This is a genomic window from Nonomuraea sp. NPDC026600, from assembly GCF_040638335.1.
Lineage (GTDB): Bacteria > Actinomycetota > Actinomycetes > Streptosporangiales > Streptosporangiaceae > Nonomuraea.
Map to the genome: position 1 here is coordinate 115,722 of NZ_JBEZYD010000008.1, position 19,050 is coordinate 134,771.

Sequence of the window (19,050 nt, forward strand, 5' to 3'; positions counted from 1 at the left end):
CTTTTGGTCAATGATGCTCACTCATGCGCTGATATGACTGATACGATGCCCCCGTGCTTCAGCGCCTCAGGCATGCCGAGATCATGCGCCGGGTCCGCCTCTCAGGCGCCACCAGCGTTCACGATCTGGCCAGCCAGCTCGGCGTGAGCCCGTCGACCATCCGCCGCGATCTCGAGGTGCTCGACCGCGATGGCACGCTGAGGCGCGTGCGCGGCGGTGCCCTCGCCGAGGTCGACGCCGACACCAACCGGCCCTTCGCCGAGGTGGCGGGGGTCGACGAGCAGGACAAGGAGGCCGTGGCCGGCCGCGCCGCGCAGATCGTCCGCGACGGCGACGTGGTCCTGCTCGACATCGGAACGACGACGATGCGCCTGGCCCGCCGGCTCCGCGGCCGCCGCATCACCGTGGTCACCTCCAGCCTCGCCGTCCTCGACGTGCTCCGCGCCGACCCGGCGGTGGAGCTGCTGCTGCTCGGCGGCATGGTCCGCCGGACATACCACTCGCTGGTCGGGGTGCTGACCGAGGAGGCGCTGCGCCAGGTGTGCGCCGACCGCGTGTTCCTGGGCGTGAGCGGCGTCCGGCCGGACGGCCAGCTCGTCGACACCACGCTCGCCGAGGTGCCGCTGAAGCGGGCCATGATCGCGGCGGCGGGCCAGGTGGTGTTACTCGCCGACCGGCAGAAGTTCCCCGGCACCGGCGCGCTGCGGGTGTGCGGTCCCGAGGACATCGATGTGATCGTCACGAACGAGGGCGCCGACGCGACGACGCTGCGCAACTGCGCCGCCGCGGGTGCCGAGGTGCAGGTCGTGTGAAGGGGTGGCGATGAGACTGACCGTTCTCGGCGGCGGCGGCTTCCGGGTCCCGCTGGTCTACGGCGCGCTGCTGCGCGACACCGCGAAGCCGCGCGTGGAGGAGGTGATGCTGTACGACGTGTCGGCGGACCGGCTGGCAGCCATTCAGCACGTGCTCCAGCAACTCGCCGCCGGGCACGACGACCCGCCCAAGGTGCTGACCACCACCGACCTGGACACCGCGCTGCGCGAGGCCACCTTCGTCTTCTCGGCGATCCGCGTCGGCGGCCTGGCGGGCCGCACCGCCGATGAGCGGGTCGCGCTGGAGCTGGGCCTGCTCGGTCAGGAGACGACCGGGCCCGGCGGCATCGCCTACGGCCTGCGCACGATCCCGGTCGCCGTCCGGGTGGCCGAGCGGGTGGCCGCCGTCGCGCCCCAGGCGTGGGTGATCAACTTCACCAACCCGGCCGGCATGATCACCGAGGCCATGCGGAGCGTGCTCGGCGATCGGGTGGTCGGCATCTGCGACTCGCCGATCGGGCTGATCCGCCGCGCCGCCGCCGCCCTCGGCCTCGACCCGGCGCGCGTGGCGCCCGACTACGTGGGGCTGAACCATCTCGGCTGGCTGCGCGGGCTCTCCTACCAGGGCCGCGACGTGCTGCCCGACCTGCTCGCCGACGACGTGGCGCTGCGGCAGGTCGAGGAGGCCCGGATCTTCGGCGGCGACTGGGTGCGGACCCTGGGGGCGCTGCCCAACGAGTATCTGTACTACTACTACTTCACCCGCGAGTCCGTCGCCGCCATCTCCGGGCAGACCCGTGGCGAGTCCCTGCTCGGGCAGCAGGACCGGTTCTACGCGGCGGTACGCGAGCGGCCCGAGCAGGCCCTCGCCGAGTGGGGCCGGGCACGCAGCGAGCGCGACGCCTCGTACATGGCCGACACCCGCGAGATCACCGACGCCGGCGAGCGCGACGCCGCCGACCTGGAGGCGGGCGGCTACGAGGGCATCGCGCTCGCCCTCATGGCCGCCATCGGCCGCGGTGAGCCCTCCACCATGATCCTCAATGTCCGCAACGGCAGCGCGGTGCCCGGTCTGCCCGCGGAGGCGGTCGTCGAGATCCCCTGCGCGGTGGACGGCTCCGGGATCCGGCCGCTGGCCACCCGCCCGCTTCCCGGCCGGTTCCTCGGGCTCGTGCAGCAGGTCAAGGCGGTCGAGCAGACGGCCATCGAGGCCGCCATGTCGGGCTCGTCCCGCCTGGCCGTCGAGGCGTTCGCCCTGCACCCGCTGGTCGACTCGGTGGGCACGGCCCGCAGGCTGCTCGACGGCTACCGGGCGCGCATCCCGGAGCTGGCCGCCGTCTTTCACGCGTAGCGCTCCCTGACCGCCGGCCCGCCCACGACGGCTGTCGGCACGCCTACGGCACCCTTTTGAGCATGCGGAGCGTGGGCAGGTGCGCGGTCAGGACGCGGGCGTAGGCGGTGAGCAGATGGGGCAGCTCATCCGCCTGCCGCCACAGGGAGTCGACCAGAGCGGTCTCCTCCGCCGTCCGGGTGCCGTCCCATTGATCGGACAGTTCCCACGCGTGTTCCTTGGCCGCCAGGGCGGCCTCCACGGCGCTGGAGGCGTAGTGGACGTTGTCCACCATGGGCGGGGCGGCGCCGGCCGCGGTCAGGGCCTGGACGAGGTCGGCGGTCTCCGGCAGGAGCGGCATCCGGTGCCCCCGCCACATCTGGCCCCACAGGCGCTGCCGCCGCGCCTCCGGAGTCCCGTCCTCGACGAGCAGCGGGTTCCCCTCCGAGTCACGCCGCAGGGTCAGCCCGAGCTCGGCCGCGAACGCCTTGCCGCCCACCGGGATCCCTTCCGGGGTCCAGCACTGGTCCATGTCGGCGGCGAGCTCGGCGAGCTGACGTTCGTCTGCGGGTACGGGGGGCAGGCAGCCGAGCTCGTCCTGCTCCATGCACGAGCTCGGATCGCCGGCCGCCGCGCGTCCCCTGGTCAGCGGAACATCGGTGAGCAGCGCCAGCACCGCGCAGACCGCGAGGTCGACCCACCAGGCGATGAACTTCTGGGCCGTTTCCTCATACTCGTCGGCCAGGCTCTCGGCGAGCAGCACCCGCTGGACGCTGAGCGACGCCAGCGGATCGAGCCTCAGCCCCCCGACCGGCCGGCCGGACGCGGGGTCCTGCTCGCGCACCCGCTCGGCGGCGGTGGAAAGGTCGCGGTAGTGCCGCGCCGCCGCCGCGTGGTCGGTCACGGCCTGCTCGGCGGCGTCGGCCACGCTCTGAAGGAGCTGATCGACGGAGTCGTCGCTCAACGGCTGCCGGGCGGGGGAGGAGGGGGACACGGTGACCTCCTGGCAACTGGCTGTTGCGGGAAGATTACTCTCGCGTACCGCGACTCAGGGCGGAAAGGCGCTAGCTCGACATGCCGTGCACGGTGAGCGCCCAGGCCAGCAGGCCGAAGGCGGTCGTGGAGGCGAGGGTGCGGACGAGGTTCCAGCTCGCCCACCGGGCCTCGTCGAACTCCGCCCGGACCGCGGCGAGGTCGGCGATGCCGTCCGGGTCCCCGGCCGCCTTGAGCGCGTCGTTCCGCGGCACGTTGATCGCCATCGTGATGACGAACGTGACGATGTAGAGGACGAGCGCGACCGCGATCCACGGCAGTTCGGGCCGGCCGATATGGGTGACCGCGGCGAGGATGGTGAATATCAGCGCCCCCAGAAAGCCGCCGCCCATGAACCACGGGTTGATGATGGCTCGGTCCATGGACTGGAACGCGCCGACGAAGGTGCGGTCGTCGGTTTTCCCGAGGCCGGGCATGACGGTGTGCGAGTAGAGGCCGAAGACGCCGGCCACGAGCCCCATCGTCATCGTGGCGGCCATGAGGGAGACGATGCGCAACGCGTCCATGGGTGTGCTCCTGAAAGGCGAGGGGTGAGTGGAGCGTGGCTCATCGACAATAGCAAGCAGGCCCTTTCGCGGCCCTTTCGCGCCGCTGTCGTGTCCGGCCAAGCCGGTCCGTGCGGCTCGCGGTCCGGCCAAGCCGGTCTGGGCCGTCCGGAACGCGGTCCTGTCCGATCGGGCGGTCCGCGAACGCGGTTCTGTCCGATCGGTGGGTGCTGTCCGAATACGGCCAGCCAAGTCGATCGTCCGTCTCGTACGGTCGGTGCCATGACCCGACACGAGCCCATCGACCCGCAACGACAGATCCGCCAGGCGGAGATCTTCGCCGGCCTGCACCGGTCCGGCGACCCGCTGCTGCTGGCCAACGCCTGGGACGCCGCCTCGGCGCGCACCGTCGTCCACGCCGGCGCCAAGGCCGTGGCCACCACCAGCGCCGGCGTCGCCTGGTCCCTCGGCGTGCCCGACGCCGCCGACCTGGGCGTGGACCGAGCCGCGGCGGCCATCGAACGCATCGCGGCGGCGGTCGGCGTGCCGGTCTCGGCCGACATCGAAGCCGGGTACGGACCTGAGCCCGAGGCCGTGGCCGCCACGATCACGGCCGTCGTCCAGGCCGGCGCCGTCGGGGTGAACCTCGAAGACCGCCGCGGACCCGGCCTGTTCGAGCCCGCCGAACAGGCCGACCGGCTGGCCGCGGCCCGCGCCGCCGCCGACCGGCTGGCCGTACCCGTGTGGATCAACGCGCGGACGGACGTGTTCCTGGCCGCTGACGGTCCGGTCAAGAAGCTCCAGGCAGTGCAGGAGCGAGCCGTCGCCTACGCCGCGGCCGGTGCGGACAGCCTGTTCGTGCCCGGCCTGATCGACCTGGAGGCGATCGCCGAGCTGGCGGCCGGGCCGCTGCCGATCGCGGTGATGGTGTGGGCCGGCGCCCCGACGGTGTCCGAGCTGGCCGCGGCCGGCGCGGTCCGCATCAGCCTCGGCTCCGCGATCGCCCAGGCCGCGTACGCCGTCGCCGCCCGCGCCACGACGGAGCTCCTGGAACACGGCACGTACGACTCGACCGCCGACGGGATCCCGTACGGCACCATGAACGACCTCCTCGGGACGCCCGCCGGATAAAGACCGGTTAAACAAATTCGCTTAACGCACTTTTAACGGCTCTCTCGCAATATGCGGGCATGTTGAGAAAGCGAATCCTGATCGCCGCTCTGGTCGCGATCCCCCTGGTCCTGACCGCGTGCGCCGGTCAGAACGGCGGCCCCGGAGTGGTCTCGGCCGGCGACGGCACCGCGGCGCCCGCGTCCTCGGGCGACCCGGCGAAGTACGCCGCCTGCCTGCGCGAGCACGGTCTGACCGTGACCCTGAACGACGATGGGATGAACATCCGCGGCTCCGACCCGCAGAAGGGCGCGGCGGCGGAGCAGGCCTGCAAGCAATATGCGCCGGTGTTTCCCCCCATGTCGGCCGAGGAGCGGAAGAAGGCCATGGATCGGGCGCTCAAGTTCACCGCCTGCATGCGACAGAAGGGCGTCAACGTCCCCGACCCGCGCCAGGATGAGAAGGGCGGCATCAGGCTGGACCCGCCGCAGGGAATCGACGCGGACTCGCCGGCGGCGCAGTCCGCGCAGAAGGCGTGCCGGCCGCTGATGGACCAGGGCTCGCGGTGAGCCGTAAAGCGGTGAGCCGTAAGGCGGCGGTTGCCGGGATCGCGGTGCTGGTTGCCGGGGCGGCGACGGCGGCGCTCTCCAAGAGGCCAGGCACGCCTGCGATGGCCGCCTCCGCCGTGGGAGCCACCGCGGAGATCACTCGCTCGGACCTGGTGGACACCAAAGCGGTCGGCGGCACGCTCGGCTACTCGGGCCGCCGGGCCCAGCCGAACAAGGCGATGGGCACCGTGACCAGGACCCACGCCGAGGGGACGGTCGTGCGCCGCGGCAAGTGGCTCTACCAGGTGGACCGGCATCCGGTCGTCCTCATGTACGGGTCGATTCCCATGTACCGCGAGCTCGTCACCGGCTCCAGCGGAGCGGACGTCAAGCAGCTCGAACGCAACCTCAAGAAGCTCGGCTACGCCCCTGGCACCGTCGACGACCACTACTCCCGGTGGACCTACCAGGCCGTACGCGACTGGCAGCGCGACCACCACCTGACCAGGACCGGCACGATCGACTCCACCCAGGTCATCGTGTCCTCCGGGCCGCTCAGGATCGCTGAGAACACCGCGGTGGAGGGCGACGCCGCACGGGCCTCCGTGGTCACCACCACGAGCACCCGGCGGACCGTCCACATTGATCTGCCGGCCTCCTACCAGCAGTTCGCCCGGGTGGATGCGAAGGCCGGTGTGGAGCTGCCCGACGGCCGTACGGTCAAGGGCGAGATCCACTCGGTCGGCGCCACCGCCACGGCGGGCGCGGACAAGGACAGCCAGGCGACGATCGACGTCGAGGCCACCGTGACCGGCCGGCTCGGCCGCCTGGACCAGGCGCCGGTGACCGTCAGCCTGCGGACCGAGAAGCACGCCGACGTCCTGTCCGTGCCGGTCGAGGCCCTGCTCGCGCTACGCGAAGGCGGTTACGGCGTGCGCGTCGTGGACGGCTCAGCGCGCCGCCTCGTCCCGGTGAAGACCAGCCTGTACGCGGTGAGCCGCGTCGAGATCTCCGGCCAGGGCCTCACCCAGGGCATGAAGGTTGAGGTGCCGCGGACATGAACCCGGACGTCGTGATCGAGCTGCTCGGCGTGACCATGGAGTACCCGGGCGGCGTGCACGCGCTGCGGGCAGTGGATCTGCGGGTCGAGGCCGGAGAGCTGGTCGCGATCGCCGGCCCGTCCGGGTCGGGCAAGTCGACCCTCCTGCATCTGATCGGCACCCTGGACCGGCCGACCGCCGGCACGGTGCGGATCGCGGGCCACGACGTCGCGGCGCTGACCGACCGCGAGCTGTCGGCGCTGCGTGCCCGCCGGATCGGGTTCGTGTTCCAGCAGTTCCACCTGGCCGACGGGGTGTCGGCGCTGGACAACGTGGCCGATGGGCTGCTGTACGCCGGAGTGCCGAGGCGCGAACGTCGCGAGCGGGCCGCCGAGGCGCTCAAACGCGTCGGCCTGGGACACCGGGTGACCCACCGGCCGAGCCGGCTGTCCGGCGGCGAACGCCAGCGGGTGGCCGTGGCCCGCGCCGTGGTCGGCGAGCCGGCCCTGCTCCTGGCCGACGAGCCGACCGGCAACCTGGACACCGGGTCCGGAGCCGAGGTCCTCTCGATCCTCCGGGAACTGAACGCCGCGGGCACGACCGTGGCGATCATCACCCATGACCACGACGTCGCCGAGGCCGCGCCCCGCCGGATCCGGTTGCGCGACGGCCGGGTGGTCGCCGACGAGATCTCGAACGTGGCGGTGCGCGCATGACCGCGTACCAGCACGAAGACCTGTCGGCGGCGCGGTTGAGGGTCGGTGATGTGGTGCGCGTGGCCACGGCGGGACTGCGGACCCGTCCCACGCGCGTGGTCCTGTCGGCGCTGGGGATCGCGATCGGCATCGCCACCATGATCTCGGTGCTCGGCATCTCGTCGTCGAGCCAGGCCAGGCTGCTGCGCCAGTTGGACAGCCTCGGCACGAACCTGCTGACGGTCGCCCCCGGTCAGCAGCTCTTCGGCGGGCAGGCGAAGCTCCCCAAGCGGGCGCTGAGCATGATCCAGGCGATCGGTCCCGTGCGACTGGCCGGCCAGACCGGCGACACCGGGCTGCCGATCTTCCGCAATGACCGCATACCGGTCACCCAGACGGGCGGCCTGCAGGTCCGCGCGGCCTCTCTGGAACTCCTGCGGATCCTGCAGACGCCGGTACGGCACGGCGCCTGGCTGAACGCGGCCACCGCGGCGCAACGCGCGGTCGTGCTCGGCGCATCGGCCGCGGAACGCCTGGGCGCGACGGCCGGAGACCAGATGTGGATCGACGGCCAGTGGTGGACGGTCACCGGTGTGCTCGCAGAGTCGCCGCTGGCCGAGGAGATCGACGCCTCGGCGCTGATCGGCTTCCCCGCCGCCAGCACGTTTCTGCATTTCGACGGCTATCCCACCACGATCTACACCAGGTCCAGCGATGAGTACGTCACGGACGTGCGCGCGGTATTGGCCCGTACCGCCAACCCGGAACACCCGGAGGAGGTCGCGGTCAGCCGCCCCTCGGACGCGCTAGCCGCGCGGGCCGCTGTGGCGGGGGCGTTCACCAACCTGCTGCTGGGCGTCGGCGGGGTCGCGCTGCTCGTCGGCGCGGTCGGAGTGGCCAACACCATGGTCATCTCGGTGCTGGAACGGCGCGGCGAGATCGGCCTGCGCCGCTCGCTCGGCGCGACGCGAGGGCAGGTGCGCATCCAGTTCCTGACGGAGTCGCTGCTGCTGGCCGGGTTCGGCGGGGCGAGTGGCGCGGTGCTCGGGGTCGCCGTCACGTACGGGTACGCGCTGTGGCAGGACATGCCCGCGGTCGTGCCCGCCTGGGCGCTGGGCGGCGGGCTGGCGGCGACCATGCTGGTCGGCACCGTCGCCGGGATCTACCCGGCGATGCGCGCGGCCAGGATGTCACCCACACTGGCGCTGGCCACTGGATGATGGGGATCATCAAGACATGCGAGTACTGATCGCGGAAGACGAGCGGGTCCTGGCCGACGTCGTGGCGGTCGGGCTGCGCAAGGAGGCGATGGCCGTGGACGTCGTCTACGACGGCGACGCCGCGCTGGAGCGGGCGATGACCAACGACTACGACGTGATCGTGCTCGACCGGGACCTGCCCAGGCTCCACGGCGACGAGGTGTGCCGCAGGCTCACCGCCGAGCGTGTCCCGGCCCGGATCATCATGCTCACCGCCGCCGGCGACCTGCGCTCGAAGGTGGAGGGGCTGTCGATCGGCGCGGACGACTACCTGCCCAAGCCCTTCGACTTCCCCGAGCTGGTCGCCCGGCTGCGGGCGCTGGCTCGCCGGGCGCGGGCGAGCGTCCCGCCTGTCCTGTCCCGCTCCGGCATCACGCTCGACCCGGCGCGGCACGAGGTGTTCAGGGACGGCCGGTACGTCGCGCTCAGCCCGAAGGAGTTCGCTGTGCTGGAGGTGCTCCTGCGTGCCGAGGGCGTCGTGGTCAGCGCCGAGGACCTGCTGGAGAAGGCGTGGGACGAGAACATCAACTACTTCACGAACTCCGTGCGCGTGACCCTGGGCACGTTGCGCAAGAAGCTGGGCCGGCCGCCGGTGATCGAGACGGTCACCGGCGCCGGGTACCGCCTGTGAGCCGGCGTCGCCTGCCGGTCAGGTGGCGGTTGACGGTGGTGTACGGGAGCCTGTTCTTCTTGGCCGCGATCATCCTGGTGGCCGTCAACTACTTCGTGGTCACCCGGATCGTCAGCCAGCCGGTCGAGCCCGGTCACGGCATGCAGGAGCCCATGGATCGGGTGCTCGTCCAGCAAGTGAGGGTCGAGATAGACGCCTACAAGGACCAGGTGATCGACTCGATCGTGGTGTGGTCGCTGCTGGCCACCATCCTCGTCGGGCTGGGCGGGCTCGCGGTCGGCTGGAGTGTCGCCAGGCGCGCGCTCGGTCCCCTGCAGCAGGTCACCGACACCGCGCGCCGCCTTTCCGACAGTACGCTGCACAACCGGATCAGCATGGAAGGCCCGCGTGACGAGATCAAGGAGCTGGCCGACACCTTCGACTCCATGCTCGAACGGCTCGACCGGGCGTTCGACGGGCAGCGACGGTTCGTCGCCAACGCTTCGCACGAGCTCAAGACGCCTCTCGCGATCGACCGGGCGCTGCTGCAGGTGGCGTTCGCCGATTCGGCGCTCCCCGCGGATCTGTGGCGGGTCCGCGACGAGCTGCTCGCCTCCAACGGCCGCCAGGCGGACCTCATCGAAGGGCTGCTCATGCTCGCCCAGACCGAGCGTGAGCTGACCGTCCGTGAGCCGGTGGACCTGGCCGAACTGGCCCGGTCCGCGCTCGACCGTTGTCCGGGGGTCGAAGCCGATCTGGGCGCTGCTCCCGCCACGGGTGATGCCGTGCTCTTGGAGCAGGTGGTGGTGAATCTCGCCGACAACGCGGTCAAGTACAACGACTCGCGAGGCTCCGTGTTCGTACGCACCGGTTCGGGGGCGGACGGGTCCTTTATCGTGGTGGAGAACACCGGCCCGAAGATCGCCCCGGCGCAGGTGTCCCGCCTGTTCGAGCCGTTCCGCCGGCTGAACGACGACCGTACGGGGTCGGCGTCTGGTGCGGGGCTCGGGCTGTCCATCGTGCGGGCCGTCGCCCGTGCCCACGGCGGCACCGCGGAGGCCGTACCGCGGGAAGGTGGGGGACTTGTGGTGACCGTACGGATACCCTCGAGATCGTGACGTTGTTCGGCATTCGTCCAGCGCAGGGTGTACGGCTCACCAATATCTTCGCCACACCCTGGCACGTGACGAACGGCGCGGAGGCGGCGCAGCCGGGCGACCGTCCACGGCTCGGGCGGCCGGAAACCTACTTCACAGGCTCGGCCACCCCTCGGGTGCTGCACCGGCTGGCGCTCGACCCGCGGGAGATCGAGTTCACCGGCTGGGACCGGCTGCTCGCGGGTGCCCGGTTGTGGTTGTTCGCGGTTCCGTCCACGCAGATCGTGGCCGTGCTGAGCCTGGACGTCGGCTGCGCGCTGGCCGATACGGTCGACGTGCTGGAGGACTGCTTCTACGGGGACCTGAAGATCGACGGCCGCCCGCTGGAGGCGGTGGCCGCGGAGCTGGCGGGCGGGACCGGCGGCTTCTTCCCCGAACGCCACCAGTTGGCCTTCGCCCCCCAACTCCCGCCCACCGCCTCCGACGAGATCGTCCAGCGAGTGATCTACCGAGGCGATCTCCCGAACCGCGACGAGTTCAGTACGATCACCTACCCGAGCGAGCTGAACAGGCGTCCGGAGACGACCGCCGCCGTGAGCCCGTACGTCAGCGTGCTCTGCGGCCAGCCGGACTACGTGGAGGACGGCATCTTCCTGTCGGCCGTGCAGGGAGTGGCGAGCGCGGCGCGGCTGCGCGAGATCCGGTCAGTGGCCTACCAGGCGGTGGAGGCGTTCCGCGGCCGTGACCGGGCCCCGCAGACCACGCGGGACCGCCGCCGGAGCCTGTCGTCTCTGACCAGCCGGCTCGGCGACCTGGAGCTGGACCTCAGCTACAGCGTCGAGGCGACGGCGGATCTCGGGATGCTGGTGCCGTCGTTACGGGTGGCGGGCTACCACGACGCCCTGTACGAGACGATGGGGCTGGTGGGCAAGGCGGAGAACGTGGCACGCATGCTCGAACGCCTCGAAAGGGCCATCAGGGCGGAACTGACCACGATCGAGAGTCTGGAGCGGCGGGCGGACGAGGATCGGCAACTGCGATGGTCGGTGGCTATCGGGTTCGTCTCGGCAGTCGCAGTGCCGGTGACCTTGGTGCTGACATTTTTCGGGGTGAACGCGCAGGAGGTGGATGTGCGGGTTTCGATGTTCGACGGGCGGTACTGGGGGATCTACTGGTTGACTGCGGCCATAGTGGTGACCGGAGTGGTGGCGTCGCTCGGCCTCTACTTACGGCAACGCCACGCGATGCGCCGGGACCGCCGCTGAACGACGACGGCCCCGCCCCTGGAACGACGACCGCCCCGCCTCTGCCGAATGGCATACCGGGAGCGCCTGAACAGCGCGGAGATCTGCCAAACGGCCGATAGTCCCCCGTACGCCCGGCCAGCACGCTGGTCGCATGCCAACAACAACCCCACGATCTCTGATCTCGCGTTGGCCCGAGTGGGCGGGCTACGCGGCGGCGCTGTGGTCTCTGGGCTACGGCCTGCTCGGCGCGGCCTGGGCCCTCGGCGCGCCCGGCTTCCCCTGGGGCGCTTCCGACCCCGACCTGGACGGGGCACTGTCCATCCTCGCCGACGCCGCCCCGAGCCCCGGCGGCTGGTGGATCGCCGCCTTCGGCCTGCTCGGCGCAGTCGTCGCCCTGACGCTCTCCCGCACCGGCGGAAGCGAACCGATCCGCCACGCGCCGACGCTCTCCCGTGGCGGTGGAAGCGATCCGATCCTCCATGCGCCGACGACGACCCGTGGCAGTGGACGCGGCCTGGCCTCCTTCAAGCTCCTTCTCACGCCCCTGCTTCTGGCCTGGCCCATGGCGGTCTTACTGATCATCGTGATCCCCGACTCCCGGCTCATGATGGGCGTGGCCTACTCGCCGTTGCTGGCCGTCGCACCACTCTTCGACCTGAACCTGGGCGGCACCACCCTGGCCGATGCCTGGCCGTGGCCGGTGGTCAACCAGCTCGTGTGCGTGTTCGGCGGTTTGCTGCTGGCCGCCGCAGCGCTCGCCTATCAGCGACGTCGCCGTGACGCCTGCCATTCGTGCGGGCGTACCGGCTGGGACGGCTGGACCAAACCCGCCGCGGCGGCCCGGTGGGGACGCCGGGCCGTCTACATCGCCGTCACCGTGCCGCTGGTCTACTGCGCGACCCGATGGTGCTGGGCACTTGGTGTGCCGCTCGGAGTGAGCAAGGAGTTTCTCGACGAGGGCGCGCGCGACGCTCCCGGCATCTGGCTGGCCGGTGCCTACCTGGCCACCTTCGGCGCAGGCGGCGGGCTGCTCACCCTCGGGCTGGTGCAGCGCTGGGGCGAGGTCTTCCCCCGCTGGATCCTCGGTCTGAGGGGCAAGCGGGTGCCCCCGCTGCTCGCCGTCATCCCGGCGACGCTGGTCGCGATCATCATCACGGTGGCCGGTATGACGTACATCCGCGGGTGGATCGCGGGCCGCTTCCTCATGTCGGAGTGGGGCGCCTGGCTCCCGGAGACCCTCTGGCCGGTCTGGGGAGGAGCGCTGGCCACGGCCGCCCTCGCCTACCACCTGCGCCGCCGAGGCCAGTGCCGTCACTGCGGCCAAGGCGACGACGACCGCGCACGGGCCGAGGGTTCCACGTTGATCGTGTCGTAGGTCATGGTTCAGATCGGGTGGGGAGGGACGCTCGTGCCGCCATCCCGCTCACCGCCATCGGCCGGAAAGGCCCCCAGACGTGAACGCTGCGGCGGACGCGCGTCTGGGGGCCTTCTCCTCCCCCGGGGGCCAGGGAGGTCTGCACCCCACGGCAGGCAGAGGCACCTTCGTACCTACCGTGGGGATGTCTAGCGAGGCAGTAGCGCCCGCACGACGCGTTCGCCTGCCAGGCTGCGGTGGGTGTCCCATTGGCCGTTGGTGAGGGCGTCCACGACCAGGAGTCCGTGTCCTCCTGCCTCGTTCGGTCGGGGCTGACGTACGCGTGGAGTTTCGCCGGAGTTTCCGGGGTCGGTGATGGTCAACCGCCAAAACCCCGATTCGGAGATCAGGTGCATCCGTACCCATATGGCGTTTGCGTGAATGATCGCGTTCGTGACCAGTTCTGAGGCTATTTCCTGAAGGTCGGGAAGGGCCGGATGATCCGGTCCCATCCATTCCGCGAGTTCTCGGCGGGCCAGCGAGGGAATCCGGTGGGATTCCGCCTCGCCCGTCGTCCATACCTTGACGCCTGCGTATGGGAGGTCTGACACGGCTGCTCGCATGACCACCTCGAAACGTACAGCTCTCTTGCGATTGTGCGGTTACAGGTCCCAAGCATGGCCATGGTCAATGCGGATGTCTTCCGGAATCCCCCTCCAAAATCTTCACAACCCATGGCTATATTTGTGCGTGCGGATGTGTAGGTGAAGAGAAAGGGAGTGATATGGCAGAAAGTGGGAATGACGCTGCAAGAAACGCCAACAGGGAATATCGGGCACGAATGCAGAAGTACCGAAGGGTAAAGGGCCTCACTCACGCCCGTCTCGCCTCTCTGCTCCCTTGTAGTGAGAGCCTGATAGGTTCGGTCGAGCGAGGCACCCGGCTGCCTACGGAGCCGTTCACCCGCCAGCTCGAAAAGGCATTGGGGCTGCATGGCGAGCTGTTGGAGCTGCTGCCCCCGATCAGGGGCTTGGGCCCGAAGTGGTTCAGAAAGTGGCCGGCGGCCGAGCAAGCGGCGCGATTCATCCGGCTCTACGAGGTGGCGCTGATCCCCGGTCTGCTCCAAACCGCTGACTATGCTAGAGCGATCTTCCAAGGCGAGCCGGGCGCGCTCGCGGGCGGAGCAGACGAAGACGTCAAGATCCGGCTCCAGCGTCAGACCATCCTGTCTCGGCGCACTCCGCCCACGCTGTCCGTCATCCTGGACGAAAGCGCCCTATGGCGGGAGATCGGCGGACGCGAGGTGATGCGGGCGCAGCTAGCAAATCTCCTTGCTCTGATGGCCCGTCCATGCATTACCGTTCGGGTTGTCCCCTTGTCATCCGGGGCTACGGCTGGATTGGGTGGCGCATTCGCGATAGCCGACGCTGGCGAGGGCGCGCAGGTCGGCTATATAGAAAGTGCCGACACCGGAGAGATCACGCACGACACAGACATGGTCCAGAAGCTAGGAGAGCGGTGGGAACTTCTGTCCGCCCTTGCCCAGCCCACCTACGAAACCAAAGAGATCATTCGGAGGGTGATGGAGTCATGACCGACAAGGAGCTCGCCACCGCTGCCTGGCGGACGGCTACGGCCAGCAGCGGAAATGGGGGCAACTGCGTGGAGGTTGCCCCGCTCAGCGGTGGACGTGTAGGAGTGAGGCACAGTCGGCATCCGGATGGGCCCGTTCTCATATACACGCAGGCCGAATGGGATGCCTTCCGGGATGGGATGTCCAAGGGAGAGTTCGACTTCTAGCCGGACCAGCATGGGCCTGCCCGACTGGGTGGGCCCCGTGCTGAGTGGCTTTTTCATCCTGGGTCTATTCGAGGCAGTTGCTGGTCCTCAGCTGAGGCGCATCTTCGACTCGAGTCGTGCGTCGGTTTCCGATGTCGCCGATCGGCTGCCCGGGATCTTCGAGGACCATGACCTCGTCGGTCCGGAAGACGACGCGCTTCAGGAGATGGCCCGCTCGATGCGGCAGAGCGGCACTTGTGGGGGCAGCCTCACAGCCGGGATCTCAGCACGTCGATCTCACAGCCTGGCGAGGACGGGTCGAAGCCGTGCTCGACCAGCCAGCGGACCGCCAGCAGGCTTCGCAGCGACCACCACGCGCGGATCACGTCGAGGTCGACGTCGGTGCCGTAGCCGGCGACGACGTCGCCAAGGTGCTCCTCGTGTCCGAGCGTCAAGATGGCGAGGTCGTGCAGGGCATCGCCCTGGCTCGCCTCGGACCAGTCGATCACGCCGGTGATCTCGTCACCGTCGATGAACACGTGGCTGATCTGCAGGTCGCCGTGCGTGAACACCGGTGTCCACGGCCGGAGCGCAGCCTCGGCGACCTGGCGGTTGCGTGTGACCAGCTCGGCAGGAAGGACGCCGTTGGTGATGAGCCACTCGCATTCGCCGTCGAGGTCCGATGCGATCTCGTCGAGGCTCCGACCGGGCCATGGCGGCAGTGGCGCGTCGTGCAACATCCGTACGGCGGCACCCGCCGCGGCCCACGCCGCCGGCGACGCGGTCGACGGCTCGCCGAGGCGGCCGAGTGCCGTGCCTGGGAGGGCGGCGAGCGCGAGTACGGGCGGCTTCCGCCACAGGACCTCCGGAGTCGGGATCGGCGCCATCGCCATTGCCTCGACCTCGACGTCGATGCGCGCCTGATCGGCGTCCACCTTCAGGAACACGTCGCCGACGCGCAGGGTCGCGCGCTCGGAATGGGCGACGACGACCTCAACCTTCTCCACGTCGGCGATTATCGCGGGGATGACCATCGACGTCACCGGGTTTATCTCGGTCTTCGCCGACAAGGGCTATCAAGGCGCAGGCGGCACGATCCGTCGGCAGAGGGGCGTCGGGGCGAAGAAGGTGATCTCGGCTGGCTGTCGTTTGGCGATCACCTCGACGGTAGGGAAGACCCCACCCCAACAGGCAAGCAGGCGTGACTGATCCTGAGTGATCTTCCCGCGACATTGGAGGCATGATGAAATTGCTCGCTGCTGCTGTCGCCGGTTCCCTGGTCCTCGCCCCTGTCGCCCCCGCCTTCGCCGCTGCCGCGACGCCCTCGCCGCAGTCCCGCCTTGACCTGCTCACCACCGAGGACGGTATGGCGGGCGCGTTGAGCCAGGTGCGGAGCCCGGGCGGCGCGACCGTGACCCGGCGCTCCGGCACCGCGGAGCGGGGCACCGGGGAGCCGATGATCGGCCCCCGGGGCCGGTTCAGGATCGCCAGTGGGAGCAAGCCGATCATTGCCGCCACCGTGCTGCGGCTGGTCGATCAGAAGAAGGTCGACCTGGACGCCAGGGTGGAGCGTTACCTGCCCGGGGTGCTGCGCGGCACCGGCGACGGCGCCGAGATCGACGGTCGAGAGATCACCGTTCGGATGCTGCTGCAGCAGACCAGCGGCCTGCCCGAGTTCGTCAACGCGATCGAGTGGAAGGAGCCCTTCCCGGATTTCCTGCGGGTGGCGCTGGCGCTCAAGCCCACGCCCCGCGGCTCCTTCGCCTACGCCAACACCAACTACCTGGTCCTCGGCATGATCGTGACCGAGGTGACGGGCAAGGACTTCCGCCAGGCGAGCCGGGACCTGATCCTCAAGCCGTACGGGATGCGGGACACGTACTGGCCGGCCAAGGGCGACTACGGCATCCGCGGCCCGCACGCCCACAGCTACGGGGTGGACCCTCGTCGTCCGAAGGGCGGCGAGGTGGATCTGACCGACCAGTTGCCCACCTATGAGTTCGGTCCCAGCGGCGGTCTGGTCTCCACTCCTGACGACCTCAACCGGTTCTGGCGTAAGGCCCCGCTGGGCAAGATGATGACCCGGTCAGTGAAGGTCGAGCAGGAAGGCTGGCCCGCGGGCGCCCGCTACGGCTACGGCGTGGCCCGGATGAAGTCGAGCTGCGGATACACCTACTTCGCCGCCGGCGACATGCCGGGGGCCGCGGTGTTCAGCGGCCGGGACCGGGCCGGGCGCGCCGCCACCGTCTACGTCACCGGAGTGCCCGGCAATCGGCAGCACCTGATCGACGCCTTCGTCGCCACGATGTGCGACCGCTGAGTCCCGGTGATGCGCCAGGCAGGTCCGGGTGTCCAGGCGGACCGCCTCAGTGCGGACGCGCGGCGGTCCGGGTGGCCAGGCGGACCCCTTCAGTGCGGACCCGCGGTCGCACAGCTACGCGATCTTGCCAGAAGCGGGGTGCAGGTCGCCGAGCAGCGCGTCCCTGGAGGCCGCCGCGGCCTCCTCGGCTGTCGTGATCGCCGCGAGGATGGCGGCGGCCAAGCCTGTCGCGTCCAGTCGTCTCCTGCTCCGCGGGGAGATCTCCAGCCGGGTGATGATGCCGAGCGCGTCGGTGACGGCCACGATCCCACTCTGATCGGCCTCGCCGGTGAACTCGGCGGCGCTCCACTCCTCCACCCTCGCCTCCGCCTGCTCGGCGGCGGCGATCAACGCCTCCAGCCGCGCCTGCGCGTCCTCCATGCCCTCCATCGCTCACTCTCCTCGCAGCACGTTGCGGATGTGGCCGTCGAGCGGGTCGGCGGCGTCCTCTGTGCCCGCGACCTCAGGCGCTCGTCCCGTCAGATCCTGGACGACCTCTGTCAGCCGTTCCCCCATCGCGAGGTGGGCCGCGGCGATCGCCGCACAGACGGCCTGGGCGAGCTGGACGTGGTCCAGGTCGCGCAGGCCGCGCGGGTCGATGGACAAACCGCGCAGGCGGCCGGTGCCGGACACCTCGGCGCGGACGACCTCGGACGGTTCGGCACCTGCCAGCCGTTCCTGCTCCAACTCGCCCAGTGCCCCGGCCAGGGTGCGCGCCCAGCCGTCCGTCTCGCGCAGCAGCCCGTCGACGTCGTCCTGCCCACCTCCGGCGAAGGCCTCGACGCGCTTCACGAGCCGTCCTTCGTCATGGGAACCCAATAGTCGTCCAGCTGGGCGGGGTCCGCGATCGCCGGAGTGAGGTGGAGATCGCGTGCCCCCTGCGCCGGGTTGCCGGACCGGTAGAAGGCGCCCCTCAGATCGTTGAGCTTGAGTTCCAGCTTGTTGAGAGCGCTCTCGTAGGAGTTGTACACGTCGGCGAACTGCTTCACCAGATTTCCCGCCGCGCTCATGAACAGGCCGACCTGGGTCATCAGGGCGACCCTCCCGACCGGGTGTGTGCTCATGGCGGCGACGGTGCGCAGGATGGGGGCCGAGGCGGCGTAGAGCCCGAACACCGACAGGTCGTACGCCAGCACCTCCTTGTACTGGCCGTGCATGGCGGTGCTCATCTCGTCGGTGATCTTGCCGAGCTGGCCGTACAAGACATTGATGTTGAACCGGACGTGCAGCTGGAGCGCGTCCTTCGCCTGGCCCTTCCAGTTGGGGGAGATGTCATCAAAAAGGGCACGCCACAGATCGGACCGGCTGCCTTCCAGCAGCCTGGCCATGTCCTTCCACTGCTCACGCCGATCGTAGAACAGGAACGGGTTGCCCAGGTTGAGGGTGGCCGCCACGTCCAGCGCGAGCGCGGCCATGCCGAGCCCCGAAACGGCCATCGCGGCCCTGTTGGTCTGGCGGAGCGGGTTCAGTTCCGTGATCAGCCGCTTGTAGAAGCCGGGGTCGATGCGCGGCTTGGGAGCGACCGTGATGGTCCGCTGTACGGTGCCGTTGGCGTTGGTGACATAGAGCTGCTGGTTGGCCGCAGGGGTGGTCTGGCCCGGAAGGATCAGCTTCGGCGATTCGCCGGTCGGAGTCGACAACGTGGATTTCTCCTCACTGGACGGTGTTCGCCCGCTCAGCGGCGACGTAGTTGTCTGCCGCTTTGTAGATCTTGCCGCTGTCGGTGTGCAGCACTTCGGAGAGGATGCCGGCGCTGTCCCGCCAGGTGTCGGCGACGGTGTTCAGCCGGTTGACGAACATCAGCCCGACAATGGGCACTCCGGCCATGGGGATCAGATTCCAGCCATCGAAGCGGGGAGTCGACTGCTTGATGGTGTCCACGCCGGTGGCCGAGTCGTCCATGGTGCCGGCGAACTTCCGCACGTGCTCCGCGTGGGTCTCGTAACCTTCCGTGGAGCCGTCGGTGTCCTCAAGCAGTGACGCGGGCTTGGCCAGTGAGGCCTGCACCGGCTGCGCGCGCAGACGCGACGGAAGGCACGTAGGCGGCGGGCACGCGGGGGTGTGCGGGCACGGGCTCACCAGCGACGGCGAGGCAGCCGGCGAAACATTACCGGGCGGTTGACTGGCCGTGGATAAGAGTTCATCGGTCGACACATGATCTTTTTACCATGATCGTGATAGGCGGCCGCGCGTGGCCTGTTTCCGCGATTGAGCGATGAGCGTGCGCCCCGGGGAAGGGCCGGAGCGAGGCGGAGTTTCTGTCGGTAGTGAT

At 69.9% G+C, this 19,050-nt stretch carries 23 protein-coding genes; 15 read left to right on the forward strand and 8 right to left on the reverse strand.

Annotated features, from left to right (window positions below):
* Positions 1–53 precede the first annotated feature (53 nt).
* Positions 54–812, forward strand: a complete 759-nt coding sequence (locus tag AB0F17_RS20740; protein WP_358025175.1) for a DeoR/GlpR family DNA-binding transcription regulator — start codon at positions 54–56, stop codon at positions 810–812.
* A gap of 10 nt (positions 813–822) precedes the next feature.
* A complete protein-coding gene (locus tag AB0F17_RS20745; RefSeq protein ID WP_358025177.1) occupies positions 823–2,163 on the forward strand; it encodes a 6-phospho-beta-glucosidase in 1,341 nt (446 codons plus the stop codon).
* Between the two features lie 43 nt (positions 2,164–2,206).
* On the opposite strand, the gene AB0F17_RS20750 is transcribed toward AB0F17_RS20745, so the two are convergent.
* Together AB0F17_RS20750 and AB0F17_RS20755 are read right to left on the reverse strand one after the other, a co-directional pair.
* Positions 2,207–3,136: a hypothetical protein gene (locus AB0F17_RS20750; RefSeq protein ID WP_358025179.1), complete on the reverse strand. Its 930-nt coding sequence runs from the start codon at positions 3,134–3,136 to the stop codon at positions 2,207–2,209.
* A gap of 70 nt (positions 3,137–3,206) precedes the next feature.
* The gene (locus AB0F17_RS20755; RefSeq protein ID WP_358025181.1) at positions 3,207–3,701 is read right to left on the reverse strand and encodes an anthrone oxygenase family protein; all 495 of its coding nucleotides are present in this window, start codon (positions 3,699–3,701) and stop codon (positions 3,207–3,209) included.
* 261 nt (positions 3,702–3,962) lie between these two features.
* On the opposite strand from AB0F17_RS20755, the gene AB0F17_RS20760 reads away from it, so the two are divergent.
* From AB0F17_RS20760 to AB0F17_RS20800, 9 genes are all read left to right on the forward strand, one after another.
* Positions 3,963–4,811: an isocitrate lyase/phosphoenolpyruvate mutase family protein gene (locus tag AB0F17_RS20760; protein WP_358025183.1), complete on the forward strand. Its 849-nt coding sequence runs from the start codon at positions 3,963–3,965 to the stop codon at positions 4,809–4,811.
* Positions 4,812–4,870: 59 nt separating this feature from the next.
* Positions 4,871–5,359, forward strand: coding sequence for a hypothetical protein (locus AB0F17_RS20765; protein WP_358025185.1), 489 nt, complete (start codon positions 4,871–4,873; stop codon positions 5,357–5,359).
* Entirely contained in the window at positions 5,356–6,399 is a 1,044-nt protein-coding gene (locus AB0F17_RS20770) for a peptidoglycan-binding protein (protein ID WP_358025187.1), read from the forward strand. The genes AB0F17_RS20765 and AB0F17_RS20770 overlap by 4 nt, the downstream gene beginning before the upstream one ends.
* Complete coding sequence (locus AB0F17_RS20775; RefSeq protein WP_358025189.1) at positions 6,396–7,094, forward strand: ABC transporter ATP-binding protein; 699 nt, start codon at positions 6,396–6,398, stop codon at positions 7,092–7,094. Before AB0F17_RS20770 ends, AB0F17_RS20775 begins: the two co-directional genes overlap by 4 nt.
* On the forward strand, positions 7,091–8,293 hold the full coding sequence (locus AB0F17_RS20780) for an ABC transporter permease (protein WP_358025191.1): 1,203 nt from the start codon (positions 7,091–7,093) through the stop codon (positions 8,291–8,293). The genes AB0F17_RS20775 and AB0F17_RS20780 overlap by 4 nt, the downstream gene beginning before the upstream one ends.
* 16 nt (positions 8,294–8,309) lie before the next feature.
* Positions 8,310–8,963 carry a response regulator transcription factor gene (locus tag AB0F17_RS20785; protein ID WP_358025193.1) on the forward strand — a complete coding sequence of 218 codons (654 nt, stop codon included), beginning with the start codon at positions 8,310–8,312 and terminating at the stop codon, positions 8,961–8,963.
* Positions 8,960–10,060 (forward strand): HAMP domain-containing sensor histidine kinase, encoded by a 1,101-nt coding sequence (locus AB0F17_RS20790; protein ID WP_358025195.1) that lies wholly within the window; start codon positions 8,960–8,962, stop codon positions 10,058–10,060. Before AB0F17_RS20785 ends, AB0F17_RS20790 begins: the two co-directional genes overlap by 4 nt.
* A complete protein-coding gene (locus tag AB0F17_RS20795) occupies positions 10,057–11,304 on the forward strand; it encodes a hypothetical protein (protein ID WP_358025197.1) in 1,248 nt (415 codons plus the stop codon). Before AB0F17_RS20790 ends, AB0F17_RS20795 begins: the two co-directional genes overlap by 4 nt.
* Positions 11,305–11,437: 133 nt before the next feature.
* Positions 11,438–12,661 (forward strand): hypothetical protein, encoded by a 1,224-nt coding sequence (locus AB0F17_RS20800; protein ID WP_358025199.1) that lies wholly within the window; start codon positions 11,438–11,440, stop codon positions 12,659–12,661.
* Between the two features lie 188 nt (positions 12,662–12,849).
* On the opposite strand, the gene AB0F17_RS20805 is transcribed toward AB0F17_RS20800, so the two are convergent.
* A complete protein-coding gene (locus tag AB0F17_RS20805; protein WP_358025201.1) occupies positions 12,850–13,263 on the reverse strand; it encodes an ATP-binding protein in 414 nt (137 codons plus the stop codon).
* Between the two features lie 218 nt (positions 13,264–13,481).
* Here AB0F17_RS20805 and AB0F17_RS20810 point away from each other — a divergent pair, with 218 nt between their 5' ends.
* Both AB0F17_RS20810 and AB0F17_RS20815 read left to right on the forward strand, forming a co-directional pair.
* Positions 13,482–14,234, forward strand: coding sequence for a helix-turn-helix transcriptional regulator (locus tag AB0F17_RS20810; protein ID WP_358025203.1), 753 nt, complete (start codon positions 13,482–13,484; stop codon positions 14,232–14,234).
* Complete coding sequence (locus AB0F17_RS20815; protein ID WP_358025205.1) at positions 14,231–14,440, forward strand: DUF397 domain-containing protein; 210 nt, start codon at positions 14,231–14,233, stop codon at positions 14,438–14,440. The genes AB0F17_RS20810 and AB0F17_RS20815 overlap by 4 nt, the downstream gene beginning before the upstream one ends.
* Positions 14,441–14,688: 248 nt before the next feature.
* Here the strand turns inward: AB0F17_RS20815 and AB0F17_RS20820 are convergent, their stop codons facing one another.
* On the reverse strand, positions 14,689–15,426 hold the full coding sequence (locus tag AB0F17_RS20820; RefSeq protein ID WP_358025207.1) for a phosphotransferase: 738 nt from the start codon (positions 15,424–15,426) through the stop codon (positions 14,689–14,691).
* A gap of 19 nt (positions 15,427–15,445) precedes the next feature.
* Between AB0F17_RS20820 and AB0F17_RS20825 the strand changes: the two genes are divergently transcribed.
* Positions 15,446–15,628, forward strand: coding sequence for a hypothetical protein (locus AB0F17_RS20825; protein WP_358025209.1), 183 nt, complete (start codon positions 15,446–15,448; stop codon positions 15,626–15,628).
* Positions 15,629–15,659: 31 nt separating this feature from the next.
* A complete protein-coding gene (locus AB0F17_RS20830) occupies positions 15,660–16,739 on the forward strand; it encodes a serine hydrolase domain-containing protein (RefSeq protein ID WP_358025211.1) in 1,080 nt (359 codons plus the stop codon).
* A 114-nt stretch (positions 16,740–16,853) separates the two neighbouring features.
* On the opposite strand, the gene AB0F17_RS20835 is transcribed toward AB0F17_RS20830, so the two are convergent.
* The 4 genes from AB0F17_RS20835 to AB0F17_RS20850 are packed head-to-tail and all read right to left on the reverse strand — an operon-like array spanning position 16,854 to position 18,785.
* Complete coding sequence (locus tag AB0F17_RS20835; protein ID WP_358025213.1) at positions 16,854–17,168, reverse strand: YbaB/EbfC family nucleoid-associated protein; 315 nt, start codon at positions 17,166–17,168, stop codon at positions 16,854–16,856.
* Positions 17,169–17,171: 3 nt separating this feature from the next.
* A complete protein-coding gene (locus AB0F17_RS20840; protein WP_358025215.1) occupies positions 17,172–17,570 on the reverse strand; it encodes a YbaB/EbfC family nucleoid-associated protein in 399 nt (132 codons plus the stop codon).
* Complete coding sequence (locus AB0F17_RS20845; protein ID WP_358025217.1) at positions 17,567–18,418, reverse strand: hypothetical protein; 852 nt, start codon at positions 18,416–18,418, stop codon at positions 17,567–17,569. The genes AB0F17_RS20840 and AB0F17_RS20845 overlap by 4 nt, the downstream gene beginning before the upstream one ends.
* 13 nt (positions 18,419–18,431) lie before the next feature.
* Positions 18,432–18,785, reverse strand: coding sequence for a hypothetical protein (locus AB0F17_RS20850; protein WP_358025219.1), 354 nt, complete (start codon positions 18,783–18,785; stop codon positions 18,432–18,434).
* Between the last annotated feature and the right edge of the window lie 265 nt (positions 18,786–19,050).